The following is a 14172-nucleotide window of genomic DNA, read 5'->3' as shown; positions in this document are numbered from 1 at the left end:
CCGGATCTCCCGCCGTCCCGGACTCCGGCCGCCCCACCCCGGTGGCACGGCAGCGTTCCGGTCACGCCGCCGACGCGCGGACGCACACCGGACCCGCCGTCACGGCACCCGCGGCGACCGGAGGACACGCGCACCGCCTTCGCGCGCCACGCACCGCGGCACGGGGGAGAGGGCGGTCCCGCGTTCAGCCGGCGAGGACGACCTCCAGCGTGCGCGGCCCGTGCACACCCTCCACCCGGTCCAGCTCGATGTCGCTGGTGGCCGACGGACCGGAGATCCACGTCGACGGCCGGCCCGGAGTGAGCCGTTCGAGTGCCTGCGGAATCGAGGAGACGACCTGGTCCGGGACCCGGACGACACAGATGTGATGGTCGGGGACCAGGGTGATCCGGCGCCGGCCCTGGTCGGGGGAGCCGTCCAGGACGATCGTGCCGGTCTCGGCGATCGCGACGGCACAGCCGGTGACGACGCTGTCCACGCGGTCCAGCTCCCGCGGCGTGCTCTCCGCACGGTCCGCCACCCGTGTCACTCCGCCTGCCGGCAGCCAGTTCCCGTCCAGCCCCGGCGGCACGAGTACCGACGACGAGCCCCGCGCGGCAAGCAGTCGCGCGATCACACCGGCCGTCTCCCCGGCGGCACACCGGTGCACGAGCGCCCGGTAGTCCGCCAGGTTCTCCGCCAGCAGATCCACCGCCCGCGCGGCGGTCCGCTCGCCGTGCACCCGCAGATAGCCGCGCGCCACCGCCCGCTCGTACGGCGTGTCGTCCCGCGGTACATCGGCCAGCGCGCGCCGCACCCGCCCCAGGACCCGTTCCCTGCCGCTCACCGGGCGGCCCCCTTTCCGCTGGCGCCCCTGGTCCGCTGCCACCAGTCCCTGAACGGCTCGGACGGCAGCACCGGCAGCTCCCGGCTCCCGCTCCACGCCCTGCCCGGCCCCGGCAGCGACCGCGGATGCAGGTGCCGGGTGCGCGAGACGAGCCGCTGGCCGCCGCGCAGCGCGCCCGGGTGCCCGAACGCCCAGCGGGCCGCCCGCATGGCCGCCCGCTCCGCGGCATGCCCCTTGGCGGGTTTCAGTACCACCTTGTTGCCGGCGCGGGTCACCGGGCCGCCCTGCACCACCCGCTCCCGCAGATGCACCAGCACCTCGGGGATGTCGATCGCGACCGGGCAGACCTCGTAGCACGCCCCGCACAACGACGAGGCGTACGGCAGGGAGGAGTCGATCGCGCTGCCCGTTCCGCGCAGCTGGGGGCTGAGGATCGCCCCGATGGGTCCCGGGTACACCGAGCCGTAGGCGTGGCCGCCCGCCCGCTCGTACACCGGGCACACGTTCAGGCACGCCGAGCAGCGGATGCAGCGCAGCGCCTGGCGGCCCACCTCGTCGGCCAGCGTGTCGGTCCGGCCGTTGTCGAGCAGCACCAGGTGGAAGGCGCGCGGCCCGTCGTCGTCGGTGGTGCCGGTCCACATGGACGTGTAGGGGTTCATGCGCTCGGCCGTCGACGAGCGCGGCAGTGTCTGCAGGAAGACCTCCAGGTCCCGCCACGTCGGCACGACCTTCTCGATGCCGACCACCGAGATCAGCGTCTCGGGGAGTGTCAGGCACATCCGCCCGTTGCCCTCGGACTCGACGACCACCAGCGTGCCGGTCTCGGCCACCATGAAGTTGGCGCCGGAGACACCGACCTTGGCCCGCAGGAACTTCTCCCGCAGGTGCAGCCGGGCGGCCTCCGCGAGTTCCGCCGGTGCGTCGCTCAGGCCCTCCGGGGCGGGCCGGCCCCACGCGCCCATCTCCGAGCGGAAGACGTCCCGGATCTCGCGCCGGTTGCGGTGGATGGCCGGGACGAGGATGTGCGAGGGCCGGTCCCGGCCCAACTGCACGATCAGCTCGGCCAGGTCGGTCTCGTACGCCCGGATGCCCTCCGCCAGGAGGGCCTCGTTGAGCCCGATCTCCTGCGTCGCCATCGACTTGACCTTGACGACCTCGACCTCGCCGGTCGCCCTGACCAGGTCCACCACGATCCGGTTGGCCTCGTCGGCGTCCGCCGCCCAGTGCACCGTGCCGCCCGCCGCGGTGACCGCCTCCTCCACCTCGACCAGATAGCGGTCGAGGTGACGGAGCGTATGGTCCTTGATCCGTCTCCCGGCCTCCCGCAGCGCCGCCCAGTCGGACACCTCCGCGACCGCGGCGGCCCGCTTGGCACGGATGGTCCCCGTGGCACGGCGCAGGTTCCCGCGCAGCGTCGCGTCACCCACCGCCTCGCGCGCGGCCTGCGGGAAGGCAGGCATCCCCAGGTGCGTTCCGCTCATACGGCCGGTTCCTCCTCGGTGTTCGCCAGGATCTGCGCGATGTGCACCGGCCGCATGCCCACCCTCAGCCGGGCCATGATCCCGCCGATGTGCATCAGACAGGAGTTGTCGGCCGCGCACAACACCTCCGCGCCGGTCGAGGCGGCGCTGCGCACCTTGTCCGCGCCCATCGCCGCCGACACGTCGGCGTTCTTCACCGCGAACGTCCCGCCGAATCCGCAGCACTCCTCCGCGCCCGGCAGCTCCACCAGCTCAAGTCCCTTCACCGCCCCCAGCAGCCGCCGGGGCCGGTCGCCCAGACCCAGGCCGCGCAGGCCGTGACAGGCGGGGTGGTACGTCACCCTGTGCGGGTACCAGGCGCCGACGTCCGTCACCCCCAGCACGTCCACCAGGAACTCCGTCAGCTCGTACGTCTTCGGCACCACCGGCGCCAGAACGGCAGCGAGCGCCTCGCCGCGCCCCTCGGCCCGCGCCCGCTCGCCGAGGCGCGGATACAGCTCCCGTACCATCGCCCCGCACGACCCGGACGGCGTCACGATCGCCTCGTAGCCGCCGAAGACCTCCGCGAAGTGCCGGGCCAGCGGCTCCGCCTGGTGCCGGTAGCCGGTGTTGTAGTGCGCCTGCCCGCAGCACGTCTGTGCCATCGGGAAGTCCACGTCGACGCCCAGCCGGGTCAGCAGCCGCACGACCGCGCGGCCGGTGTCCGGATAGAGCGTGTCGTTGACGCAGGTCAGGAACAGGGCGACGCGCATCGCGGGCTCCTCGCGATCGATCAGCGGACGGTTGCAGCGTAGTTGCCGCCCCACGGGGCGAGGGAGATCCGGTCCGCCGCGCCGCGGACGTGACCCCCGCCCCGGACGGCGCACGGACGCCACCGTGGGATGCGCGGTGTGGACCGGCGAGGCGGCAGCACGCGGCGCGACGGCGGGCCACACGTTCAGGGTGCCTGCAACGCCACGGCGGGGCACACCCTGCCGGTGCCGGCAGTCCCACGGCCCCGCGCCCCCGTTCAGTTCTCTGCCCGGCGCGCCCCTCCCTCCCTGCCTGCCCCGCACGCCGCCTTCCCCTCCCACTGGACGGGACGCCGGCCGGCCGCGTGGGGAGGGCGGCCGCGGTGTCGCCCGGTGCTCCGGCCCGAGCGGGTGGTGTGCCGGTGGGGCCGTCCCGTCTGCTGAGTCGCCGTTCAGTAGCGGTTGACGATCCCCTGCCTGATCGCCGGTCCGGCGTGTGCTGAACTGTGACGGTCCGCAGACCGCGGGCCGTCCACCGTTCGTACCGGGAGTCGTGTTGACCCACAGCTACCGCCAGCCCGGCGTCGTCCTCACCGACCGGCGCTTCACCGTCCCCCTCGACCACGACGATCCCGCGGGGGAGACGATCGAGCTCTACGCCCGCGAGGTCGTCGCGAGCGACAAGGCCGGCCGGGCGCAGCAGGACCTGCCCTGGCTGCTCTACCTCCAGGGCGGCCCCGGGTTCGGGGCCAACCGCTTCGTCGGCCGGCAGGCCTGGCTGGGCCGCGCGCTGAAGGAGTACCGGGTGCTGCTGCTGGACCAGCGCGGCACCGGCGCCTCCACGCCCGCCAACCGGCAGACCCTCCCGCTGCGCGGCGGCCCCGCCGCCCAGGCCGACTACCTCACCCGCTTCCGGGCCGACTCCGTCGTCCGCGACTGCGAGGCCATCCGCCCCGCGGTCACCGGCGGCGGCCCGTGGACCGTGCTCGGCCAGAGCTTCGGTGGTTTCTGCGCGGTCAGCTATCTCTCCACCGCCCCCGAAGGGCTGTCCGCCGCCCTCATCACCGGCGGGTTGCCCTCCCTGCAGGCCCATGCCGACGACGTCTACCGCGCCGCCTACCCGCGCATCGAGCGCAAGGTCGCCGCGCACTACGCCCGCTACCCGCAGGACGTCGAACGTGCCCGCCGCGTCGCCGACCACCTGCTCACCCGTGAGGTGACCCTGCCGGGCGGCTACCGGCTGACGGCCGAGGCCTTCCAGTCCCTCGGGATCCTCCTCGGTGGCGGCGAGGGCAGCCACCGCCTGCACTACCTGCTGGAGGACGCCTTCGTCCGCACCCCGCAGGGCTCCGAGCTGTCCGACGCCTTCCGGGAGGAGGTCCAGGGCCTGCTGAGCTACGCAGGCCACCCGTTGTACGCCCTCGTCCACGAGGCGATCTACGGCCAGGACCACCGGCCGACCGCCTGGGCGGCCGAACGCGTGCGCGCGGAGTTCCCCCGTTTCGACGCCGCCAAGACGCTCGCGGGTGACGGGCCGCTGATGTTCACCGGCGAGACGATCCACCCCTGGATGTTCGACTGCGACCCTGCCCTGCGCCCGCTGCGGGAGACCGCCGACCTGCTGGCGGCCCGGACCGACTGGACACCCCTGTACGACCCGGAGCGCCTGGCGTCCAACGAGGTACCCGTCGCCGCCGCCGTCTACCACGACGACATGTACGTCGACACGGCACATTCCCTCGCCACCGCCCGCGCGATCCGCGGCCTGCGCACCTGGGTCACCGACGAGTTCGAGCACGACGGCGTCCGGGCGGGCGGCCCCCGCGTCCTGGACCGCCTGCTGTCGCTCGCTCGCGACGAGGTGTGACCTCCCGCCGGCGGCTGCGGAGTCGTCAGCCGCCGGCCGGGGGACGACACGGCCGGGGCGGGTCGCGGATCCACCCGCCCCGCCCCGGGATCCTGTGAGGAGCGGGCGTCGGCCGGGGCGGACGCCGGTCCGTCCCGGCGGCGAACCGACTTCCCCCGCCTGGCTCCGCAGGAGCTTCGTTTCCTCCCCGGCCCGAAGGCCGGGGTATCGACGAAAGAGAGACGCGATGACCGAGCCGGCGAACACCCCGCTGCGGCCCATGCCCGAGGACTGGCAGCGTGCCCTGGCGGTGGTGGCGCACCCCGACGACCTCGAGTACGGCTGCGCGGCGGCCGTCGCCGCCTGGACCGACGCCGGACGCGAGGTCGCCTATGTGCTGGCCACCCGGGGCGAGGCAGGCATCGACACCCTGGAACCCGGGAAGTGCGCCCCGCTGCGCGAACGCGAGCAGCGGGCGAGCGCCGCGGTCGTGGGCGTGTCGGAGGTGGAGTTCCTCGACCACCGGGACGGTGTGATCGAGTACGGCATCGCCCTGCGCCGCGACGTCGCCGCCGCGATCCGCCGGCACCGCCCCGAGCTGGTGATCACCCTCAACCACCGTGACACCTGGGGCGGCGTGGCCTGGAACACCCCCGATCACGTCGCCGTCGGCCGGGCCACGCTGGACGCCGCCGCCGACGCGGGCAACCGCTGGATCTTCCCCGAGCTCGTCGAGCAGGGGCTCCAGCCGTGGAACGGGGTGCGCTGGGTCGCCGTCGCCGGGTCGGCCTCGCCCACCCACGCCGTGGACGCCTCGGCGGGGATGGAGCGCGCCGTGGCCTCCCTGCTCGAACACCGCACCTACATCGAGGCGCTGACGCACGAGGACCCCCGGGCCTACGCCCGCGCGTTCCTCACCCGGACCACGGAGAGCGCTGCCGACCGCTTCGGCGGCCGTCCGGCCGTGACCTTCGAGGTCTTCGCCCGCTGAGGCACGGCCGACCCGCGGCGGTCCGGCGCTGCCCTGAACGCTTCGACGACGAACACGTCCTATTCCGCAGGCACTTCGTCGAGCACCCCCCGTGCGACACGGCGAGCGGGGCACGTTCCTGGTCGCCTCGGCGAGGAGCGCGCAGTCGGGGCCCGGCCGCCGCGCTCGCGGGCTCAGACAGCCGTGTCGAACGGGGAGTCGACGTAGCGGACCGGGTTCTGGCCCTTCTCCACCGGGGAGACGCCACCCACGTACGCGTCGTGCACGGGATCTCCGGGTTTGAGGATGCTGCCGTCGAGGGTGCGGCGGCCGTCGGGGTGGGCGTCGGAGATGCTGTCGATCTCCACTGCCAGAACGACGGTTCCCCGGGCCGTGAACAGCGCGTAGCGCTCGCGGTCGGCGCGTGGACCGAGCCGCCAGCGGCCGCGCCCCGCTTCCCAGATCTCCTCGTCGGTCATGCCGGCATGCCACCCGGCAGCCGATCTCCCGTACTCGTCCGTCGGAAATGTTTGGTAGAGGCCAAGCGTGATGGTGAGCATGGGCGCCCCTTCCTCTCCCACTCGGGGTGCTGTGGATCCCGGAATACAGGGTGAGGTTAGGGGCCGTGACGTCCGGATGCGACGCCGGTGGACAAAGCATGGGAAAGCAAGGGGACGGCGTTTCCCGTCACTTGGCTCTCCGAGGAGCCGGGCAACCCGAGCCCGCTGCGTCAGACGACCGGGCAGCGGGGCTCCGGCACCGGATCGCCGTCCCGGCCGGGACGGCCGGCCGGGGGCGTGCGCCGCTGGACGTGCAACCGGAGGCCCTCCGGCATCAGCGTCAGCCGCTCGGCCACCGCCAGCCGGTAGGAGGGGTCCGGCACCAGTTCGTAGCGGCGCAGCAGCAGGCCGAGGACGAGCGTTGCCTCGTGCAGGGCGAACTGGCGGCCGATGCACGCCCTCGCCCCCGTGCCGAACGGCTTGAAGACGTGCGCGGGCCGGGCCCGCACCGCCCCCGCCTCGAACCGGTCGGGATCGAAGCGGTCGGCGCTGTCTCCCCACACCGCCGGATCCCGGTGCAGCATCGCGGCCAGCACCAGCGCCCACGCGCCCCGCCGCATCGGATGTATCCCGGCCAGCACGGTGTCGGCACGTGCCTCCCGGGCGAAGGCCGGCGCCGTCGGCCACAGCCGCAGCGACTCGTCCAGCACGCGCCGTACGTACCGCAGCCTCGCCACCTGCTCGTACCCGGGGCTCTCCGTGTCACCCCACACGCGGTCCACCTCGACTCGTGCGCGGGCGGCGGCCTCCGGGTGCCGGGAAAGGTAGTGCAGCGCGAAGGACAGGGCGCCGGAGGTGGTCTCGTGCCCGGCGACGAGGAAGGTGATGACCTGGCGGCGGACGTTCTGCGCCGACAGCCGCTCCCCGGTCTCGGGGTGGGCCGTCTCCAGCATCCGGTCGAGCAGGTCCCCGTCCCCGCCGCCCGAGGACCTGCGTACCCGGACGATCTCGTCGACCGTGCGGTTGAGGAAGGCGATGTCGGCGGCGTTGCGCCGGCTCGCCCGCCGCAGCAGAAGCGGTACGGCGGGACCGGGCACGGCGTTCAGACGCTGCGCATGGGTGAGCGTGCCCACCATCGCGGTCACGAACGGGTGCGGCCGGGCACGTTCGAAGGAGCCGAAGTCGTGCCCGAACCCGGTGCGGGAGATGGTCTCCAGGGTCAGCTTCGTCATGTCCCCGGGCACGTCCACCGCCCGCCCGTCGGCCGCCGCGCGGTCCCAGTGCCCGGTGAGCCGGCCGGCCACCTCCAGCATCATCGGGTGGTAGGCCGCCATCGCCTCGCGGCTGAACCCGGGGGCCAGGACGTCGTGCGCCAGTTGCCAGTTGGGCTCGTGGCCGTATGCCGTGAACAGCGCGTCGCCGACCACGGGCCGCAGATTGGCGATGCCGAGGCCGACGTGCTTGGTGAAGCGGGTCTCGTCGGCCAGGTCCGCGACGAGACCCGCACCCCACGCGAAGACGAACTCCTTGCCGAACACCCGGCGCCGGAAGATCGGCCCCAGCTGGCGGGCGTGGCGCATCGAGTCCTGCAGCGGGGTGCGCGGGTTCGCGCCGATGGAGTCGCCGAGCAGCGGCAGGCGCCACGGCGGGTGGGGGATCCGGTGCAGTTCGGGCCAGCCGTGCTCGGCACTGCGGAACCCCTTCGGCAGTCCGTCTCCGGTCGTCGTCTCCGCCATGACGCGGTCTCCCTCGAGCGGGCGGCAGGTGAGCTGGTCGGACGAGCTGTTGTACGCGGATTCAATAAAGCGCGTTCAGTCTGCTCCCGTTGTTGAATCCACGTCAAGTAGAGTGCGCGCATGGTCGCGAACCGGGGTGGACGCACCCGTCGCCGGCTCAGCACCGCCGAACGCCGGGAACAACTGCTGTCGGTGGGCGCTCGGCTGTTCTCGGAGCGTCCGTACGACGACGTGTGGATCGAGCAGGTCGCCGAGATCGCCGGTGTCTCCCGCGGGCTGCTCTACCACTACTTCCCGACGAAGCGGGACTTCTTCGCAGCCGTCGTCGAGCGGGAGAGCGAGCGGATGCTCCGCATGACGGCCGCCGAGCCCGGCGTGCCGGTGCGCGAGCAGCTCGCCGCCGCTCTCGACGCCTACCTGGAGCACGTCCAGGCGCACGCCCACGGTTACCGCGCCTTCCATCGTGCCGATGCCGCCGGGGACCAGGTCGTGCGCCGTGTCTACCGGCGTGCCCTGGCCGCCCAGGAACGCCAGATCCTGGCGGCGCTGGCGGCCGACCCCGAGTTCGGGCCGGTCGTCTCGGGCCGCCCCGACGCCCGTCTCGCCGTGCGCGGCTGGCTGGCCTTCACCACCGCCGTGTGCCTGGAGTGGCTGCGGGGAGCGGAGCTGGACCGGGCGCAGGTGCGCGACCTGTGCGCCCGTGCGCTGCTGGGAGCCCTGGCGCCCTGATCTCGTCCCCTCCAGTGCCTCGCCGCGCGCGGAGGGGCCTGCTTGGCGTACCCCTCGATCTTCGATAGGTTAGGCAAGGCTTACCTAATGGAGGTTGGGATGGGTGACAGGCACACCTGGACGGCAGCGCCCGCCGCGGCGGAGCGGGCCCGGTCGGTGCTCGCCGCGGCATGGTCCTGCGCGGTGTCCGCGGGCGGCGTCCGCGAGGAACTGGCGGGCGCGCACGTCGTGGCCGAGGACGGCCGGATCCTGCTGCACGTGCCCGAGGACAGTGCCCTGGCCGCGACCGCCCTGTGCGCACCGCGCGGCGAGGTGTCCACCGTGCTGGAGTTCGCCGACGTGTCCCCCGTGCCCGTGCGCCACCGCATCCGGGCCCGGCTCTGGCTGGCCGGCCGGCTCACGCGCGAGGACGGCCACGTCCTCCTCCGGCCCGCCCGCGTCGCGCTGCGCCGACCCGCCGGCATGGCCGTCGTCGGCCTCGCCGACTACGCCGCCGCCGAACCCGACCCACTGGCCGCTGCCGAGGCCCGGCTGCTCACCCATCTCGCCGGCGCCCACCCCGACGCCGTGGAACGGCTCACCCGTCTCGTCGACCGCGACAGTCTGCACGGCGCCGTCCGGGTCCGTCCTCTCGCCGTGGACCGGCACGGACTGACGCTGCGCATCGAACGCGCCCGTACCCACGGCGACGTGCGCCTGACCTTCCACGCCCCCGCGGACGACACCGCGCAGCTCGCCGAGCGCATGCACGTCCTGCTCGCCCGGGCGAGCGCCGCGACCTGCCCGCGCGCGCTACAGCGGCACCGCACAGACGGCGACGGGTGAGGCGAACGGCGCACCGGCGAGCCGCAAACCGCCGGTGTTCCCGTCCACGTGGAACACGCTGACCGAGCCGGACCGCTGGTTCGCGGCGAACAGCAGCCGCCCGTCCGGCGAGAAGGCGATGTGCCGGGGGAAGGCGCCGGCCACCGGCACCGTGCCCAGCAGCCTCAGCCTCGCCCCGTCCGCCTCCACGGCGTACCGGGCGATGCTGTCGTGGCCCCGGTTGGCGAGATACGCGTACGAGCCGTCCGCCGTCACCAGGATCTGCGCCGGATAGTTGGTCCCCGTGCCCGAGCCCGTCGCCTGCGGCTCGCCGACCGTCAGCCGCCCGGTGGAGGGATCCCAGGCGCACACCGCGATCGTGTCGTCGCTCTCGTTGGCCAGATACGCGTACCGCCCGCCCGGATGGAAGGTCAGATGGCGCGGGCCCGCACCCGGCTCGGTGCGGGCCCGCGCCACCGCGGACAGCCGGCCGGCACGCGGGTCGAGGCGGTAGGTGTGCACCGAGTCGGTGCCCAGGTCGACGGCGAGGACATGCGTTCCACCGGGCGCGGTGACGACCTGGTGGGCGCGCGGTTGCCGCCGGTCCGGGCCGTCCGGGCGGGAAAGGACCACCAGGTCGGTGCGCTCGCCCGGCGCGCCGTCGGCGTCGATCGGGTGCACGGCCACGCTGCCCGAGCCGTAGTTCGCGCTCAGCAGCCAGCGCCCTGCCGGGTGCACCGACACGTGGCAGGGCCCCGACCCACCGGTGGACCGGCTGCCCAGCACCCTGCGGTCGGCGAGCCGCACAGCGCTCACCGCGCCGTGCTCGCGCTCGCTCACCGCGTACAGCGTCCGTCCGTCGGGATGCGCGGCCAGGTACGACGGGTCGGCCACGCCCGCGACGGCGCCGGTGCCCGTGACGTGTCCCGTCCCGGGGTCGTAGACGGCGACGCCGATGCCCCGCCCGCCGCCGTCGGCCGAGGTGTAGGTGCCCAGCCACAGAGGGCGGGGACCGGGGCGGGGCCCGGCGGACGGGACGGCGGTCCGTGTCGCCGGCGCGGGCTCAGCACCGGACGGAGCCGGGGAGGCGGGAGCGTCCCCGCAGCCGCTCACGGCCGCGGCCGCTCCGCCCAGCGTGCCCACGAAGCGCCGCCTGCTCCAGCCCCCGCGCTCGGCTCCTGCACCGTCCACTATCCGCGCACCTCGGGTGGTCGTCCGTCCCGGTTGTGACGGTCACCCTGACCCGCGTGGACCCCCGGACGCAAACCTCGCGGTCCCCGGCACGTGCGCGGGGCGGGCGGCGGAACGTCACCAGTCGCCGTCGGACACCGGCTCACCCTGCACGTCCCCCAGCGGCTTGACCTGGTGCGGAGCCGGATCCTGCCAGGGCTCGTGATCGTCGCCGAGCCAGTCGCCGACCGGCTGGACGGCCCCGAGGGCCTCCGCCGGGGCGAGATCCTCGGCGCCTTCGTCGTAGTAGTCGTACCAGGGCAGTCCCGCCCGGGTGTAGGCGGCCCGGTCCACGGGGGAGGGCGGCGGCTCCTCGCCGGTGATGCGCCGCCACTCCGGCGGCGTCACCAGGTGCACGAAGACCCGGCCGGAGGGCTCCACCGCCCAGTCCGTCAGCGGCCGGTCGTCGCGGTAGACCTCCTGGCGCATCGACCCGCCGACGCCGAGGCCCATCGCCGCGGCGGCGCGGGGCGCGGCCCCCGGGGCCGCCCCGGGGGCCGCGGCCGGGGTGGCGAGGAAGGCACCGGTGGCCGACTGCGGGCCGCCGTACCCGCCGAACGGGTGCACCCGGTGACGCTCCGCCCGGCGGCGCTCCTCCTCGCGCCACCGGGCCAGCGCGCGCTCGACGAGCGGGAAGGACTGCAACTGGACGCCGCCCCACACCTCCTCGCCGGTGACCTGGCCCTCCACCGTGGCGCCCAGCCCGAGCGGCACCGCGACGAACTGGCGGACCGTGCCCTTGCCGGAGTTGATGCCGTCCAGCCAGGGCTGGCGGGGGAGCACCAGGTAGTTCTGCGGACGCCGGGAGAGCCGGCCGGTCCAGGGCCGGCCCGATACCGCGCACACCTTGCCGGCCCCGACCTGGAGGGCGGCCGGCTCGGTGGTGCCGGCGAAGCTCAGCCACATGGCCTCCCGCAGATACACCGGCAGCATCACACCGCCACGCGAGCGCCATGCCTCGGGCACGGTGTCCAGGTGGTCGGCGACCCGGCGCACGGGGAACTCACCGAGCCCCGGCGGCAGCGGATGCGTGCCCGTCTCGGGCAGCCGCAGGGTGCGCACGAACCGGACCGCCACCCCGCCCGGCAGCCGCAGGGTGTTCCCGTCGAGCCGCACATCCGTCATCCGCCCGTCCCCCTCGATCGTCTCGTGGACCCTGCGTCCGCGATGCCCCACCGCGGACGCGGCCGTACTGTCACGGAGAACGCACGGCGGTCCCCCTCCGGTTCCGCCACCGCCGTTCCAGGCGGCGGACCCGCTCGCGCAGCCACGGCACGGACAGCTTCCGGTCGCGCAGCTCCTGGGAGTGCCGGTCCAACTCCTCGAACAGCCGGCGCGTGCGGTGCTCGGTGTCCAGCTCGTCCAGCATGCGGTCCACCTCGGTCAGCACCGCCCCGTGCAGCTGCCACTGGCGGGCGTCGTGCCGGACCTCCTCCAGCAGCAGCTGGGCGAGCTTGTCGCGGGTGGCCGTGGCCTGGTGCAGCTCCGCGGCGAGGCGCTCCTCGGCCGACTCGGCGCTGCGGCTGACATGGGTGGTCACCAGCACCGCGAAGCTCACCACCGCGTCGGCCACCTCCGCCAGGACCTGTTCGACGGCCGCGCCGGTCTCGGGCGGGAACAGCGGCTCGGGGTCGCGTTCCTTGGCCAGGTCGGTGAGGGTGCGGGCGAGCACGCGCAGCACGACGGTGCAGATCTCCAGCGTGTCCAGTCCGGTGCGCAGGACGACCCGGTGCAGCAGTCCCTCCCGTACCCGGGGGTTGAGCCGGAGGCTGTCCTCGGCCTGCCGCAGCGCGGCGTCCACCTCGACGATCGCGTGGTCGAGGCGGCGTGCCTCGTGCAGCCGGGCCGCCGCCAGTTCGAACGGTGTCCGGCCGGCGGCCTGCTCGCCCACCCGGAGCATCAGCTGCCGCATCCGGCGCGCCAGGCCTTCGATCGACTCGCCCGCCTCGCCCACCCACACCGGCGGGGGCAGCAGCACATTGACGCCGAGCCCGACGACCGCGCCGATCAGCGTCTCCAGCACCCGCGCCCAGGCGGTGTCGCCGACCGTGGTGACGCCGAGGACGAGCATGGCGCTGATCGCCACCTCGGGCACGTACTCGTCGACGCGCACCAGATGGCCGACCGCCAGCGACGCCACGATCAGCAGGGCGAGGCTCCACCAGGTCAGGCCCACCAGCAGGCTGAAGGCGATGGCCACCAGAACACCCGCCACCACCGCGTTGACCCGGCGGATGCCGTTGGTGAGCGTGGCGAACAGGGTGACCTGGACGACCAGGAGCGCGGTCAGGGGCGCGGTCAGCGGGGCCGGTTCCGGACTGAGGCGCAGGGCGACGACGTACGCGATCGTCGCGGCGGTCGCCGACCGCAGCGCCTGTACGACCACGGGCTCCCGGCCCCGCCGCACGAGCCGCCCCACGGTGCCGGCCCGCTCCCTTACACGTTGCATCGCTTGGCCTGTTCCCTTTCCGCGGCCCTGTCGAACTCCCGTGCGGCTCCCGGCGGTCGGCGGCCGCCCTCAGGAGGTGGGCCTCCGGTGGCGGCGGAGGCCTTCGGGCGGGGCACCGGGGGCCTTCGGATGGTGCGCCGGAGGCCGCCGGACGCGCGGAAGGCACGCCGGGCGTTGCGCCGGACGGTTCCCGCCCGCGGGCCGGAGGGGACGTCAGGGCCGGGCGCCGAGCCGGTCGAGGAAGGCGAACAGGTGTCCCCGCATCCGGGCGATCTGCTCCTCCAGGGTGAGGTTCTCCTCGAACCGCTGCGCCGTGTCCGGGAGCCTCTTCCCGCGGATGTGGAGGGAACAGGCGAGGTCGGTGCACATGTACAGGCCCGCCGAGTTCCCCTCCCGCCCGGCCGCGCCCGCCTTGCGGGCCGTCATCAGCGACACGCCGCCCCGCGGGTGCGAGGTCAGGCACAGCGAGCACAGGCTCCGCTGGAGGAAGCCGCGCTGTGCCGGCGGGAACCGCATGGTCACCCCCACCAGCCGGTCGTGCCGCTCGGTGACGAGGTAACTGCGGTCGGGGGCGCCCGGATCGCGCCACCCGAGGAAGTCGAGATCGGCCCAGGGCTGCTCGTTGAGATCGCGCGGGACCGTCAGGCGCTTGGCCTCGCCCTGCGAGCAGTTGACGAAGGAGCCGCGGATGTCCCGCTCGGTGAGTGGTCTCATGGTAGGGCTTTCGTGATCGTGCACGGACAGAAAACCTAGGGGCTCTAGGTTTCTGGCCTCAGGCTAGGCGGACGCCGAGGGGAGGGCGAGTGAATTACGGCCTCGACGGGGTACCCGTGCCGCTTGCACGACGACGGCACGGCCCCCGCGAACACC

General features: G+C 74.2%; 13 protein-coding genes. 4 read left to right on the top strand and 9 right to left on the bottom strand.

Annotation, left to right across the window (positions count from 1 at the left end):
• Window positions 1–184 precede the first annotated feature (184 nt).
• The 3 genes from I3F54_RS21315 to I3F54_RS21305 are packed head-to-tail and all read right to left on the bottom strand — an operon-like array spanning window position 185 to window position 3059.
• Window positions 185–826 carry an LUD domain-containing protein gene (locus tag I3F54_RS21315; RefSeq protein WP_240120432.1) on the bottom strand — a complete coding sequence of 214 codons (642 nt, stop codon included), beginning with the start codon at window positions 824–826 and terminating at the stop codon, window positions 185–187.
• A complete protein-coding gene (locus I3F54_RS21310; RefSeq protein ID WP_240120431.1) occupies window positions 823–2307 on the bottom strand; it encodes a lactate utilization protein B in 1485 nt (494 codons plus the stop codon). Before I3F54_RS21310 ends, I3F54_RS21315 begins: the two co-directional genes overlap by 4 nt.
• Window positions 2304–3059, bottom strand: a complete 756-nt coding sequence (locus I3F54_RS21305) for a (Fe-S)-binding protein (protein WP_240120430.1) — start codon at window positions 3057–3059, stop codon at window positions 2304–2306. Before I3F54_RS21305 ends, I3F54_RS21310 begins: the two co-directional genes overlap by 4 nt.
• Before the next feature lie 535 nt (window positions 3060–3594).
• On the opposite strand from I3F54_RS21305, the gene I3F54_RS21300 reads away from it, so the two are divergent.
• Complete coding sequence (locus I3F54_RS21300; RefSeq protein ID WP_240120429.1) at window positions 3595–4905, top strand: alpha/beta fold hydrolase; 1311 nt, start codon at window positions 3595–3597, stop codon at window positions 4903–4905.
• A 226-nt stretch (window positions 4906–5131) separates the two neighbouring features.
• Window positions 5132–5875 carry a PIG-L deacetylase family protein gene (locus I3F54_RS21295; RefSeq protein WP_240120428.1) on the top strand — a complete coding sequence of 248 codons (744 nt, stop codon included), beginning with the start codon at window positions 5132–5134 and terminating at the stop codon, window positions 5873–5875.
• Between the two features lie 173 nt (window positions 5876–6048).
• On the opposite strand, the gene I3F54_RS21290 is transcribed toward I3F54_RS21295, so the two are convergent.
• Both I3F54_RS21290 and I3F54_RS21285 read right to left on the bottom strand, forming a co-directional pair.
• Window positions 6049–6333, bottom strand: coding sequence for a hypothetical protein (locus tag I3F54_RS21290; RefSeq protein WP_240120427.1), 285 nt, complete (start codon window positions 6331–6333; stop codon window positions 6049–6051).
• Between the two features lie 251 nt (window positions 6334–6584).
• The gene (locus I3F54_RS21285; protein ID WP_240120426.1) at window positions 6585–8090 is read right to left on the bottom strand and encodes a cytochrome P450; all 1506 of its coding nucleotides are present in this window, start codon (window positions 8088–8090) and stop codon (window positions 6585–6587) included.
• 120 nt (window positions 8091–8210) lie between these two features.
• On the opposite strand from I3F54_RS21285, the gene I3F54_RS21280 reads away from it, so the two are divergent.
• Together I3F54_RS21280 and I3F54_RS21275 are read left to right on the top strand one after the other, a co-directional pair.
• Window positions 8211–8819, top strand: coding sequence for a TetR/AcrR family transcriptional regulator (locus tag I3F54_RS21280; RefSeq protein WP_240120425.1), 609 nt, complete (start codon window positions 8211–8213; stop codon window positions 8817–8819).
• A 99-nt stretch (window positions 8820–8918) separates the two neighbouring features.
• Window positions 8919–9644: a DUF2470 domain-containing protein gene (locus I3F54_RS21275; RefSeq protein ID WP_240120424.1), complete on the top strand. Its 726-nt coding sequence runs from the start codon at window positions 8919–8921 to the stop codon at window positions 9642–9644.
• On the opposite strand, the gene I3F54_RS21270 is transcribed toward I3F54_RS21275, so the two are convergent.
• The 4 genes from I3F54_RS21270 to I3F54_RS21255 form a co-directional block, all read right to left on the bottom strand.
• Window positions 9612–10817 carry a lactonase family protein gene (locus I3F54_RS21270; protein WP_240120482.1) on the bottom strand — a complete coding sequence of 402 codons (1206 nt, stop codon included), beginning with the start codon at window positions 10815–10817 and terminating at the stop codon, window positions 9612–9614. The genes I3F54_RS21275 and I3F54_RS21270 overlap by 33 nt on opposite strands.
• Before the next feature lie 114 nt (window positions 10818–10931).
• The gene (locus tag I3F54_RS21265) at window positions 10932–11978 is read right to left on the bottom strand and encodes a hypothetical protein (RefSeq protein WP_240120423.1); all 1047 of its coding nucleotides are present in this window, start codon (window positions 11976–11978) and stop codon (window positions 10932–10934) included.
• Window positions 11979–12048: 70 nt separating this feature from the next.
• Window positions 12049–13302 (bottom strand): aromatic acid exporter family protein, encoded by a 1254-nt coding sequence (locus I3F54_RS21260; protein ID WP_240120422.1) that lies wholly within the window; start codon window positions 13300–13302, stop codon window positions 12049–12051.
• A gap of 213 nt (window positions 13303–13515) precedes the next feature.
• A complete protein-coding gene (locus I3F54_RS21255; RefSeq protein WP_240120421.1) occupies window positions 13516–14016 on the bottom strand; it encodes an FBP domain-containing protein in 501 nt (166 codons plus the stop codon).
• Window positions 14017–14172 lie beyond the last annotated feature (156 nt).

Source organism: Streptomyces sp. MUM 2J (genome assembly GCF_022414535.1).
GTDB lineage: Bacteria > Actinomycetota > Actinomycetes > Streptomycetales > Streptomycetaceae > Streptomyces.
The sequence above is the reverse complement of the archived record's forward strand: the minus strand, read 5'-3'. Positions and strand labels throughout refer to the sequence as shown.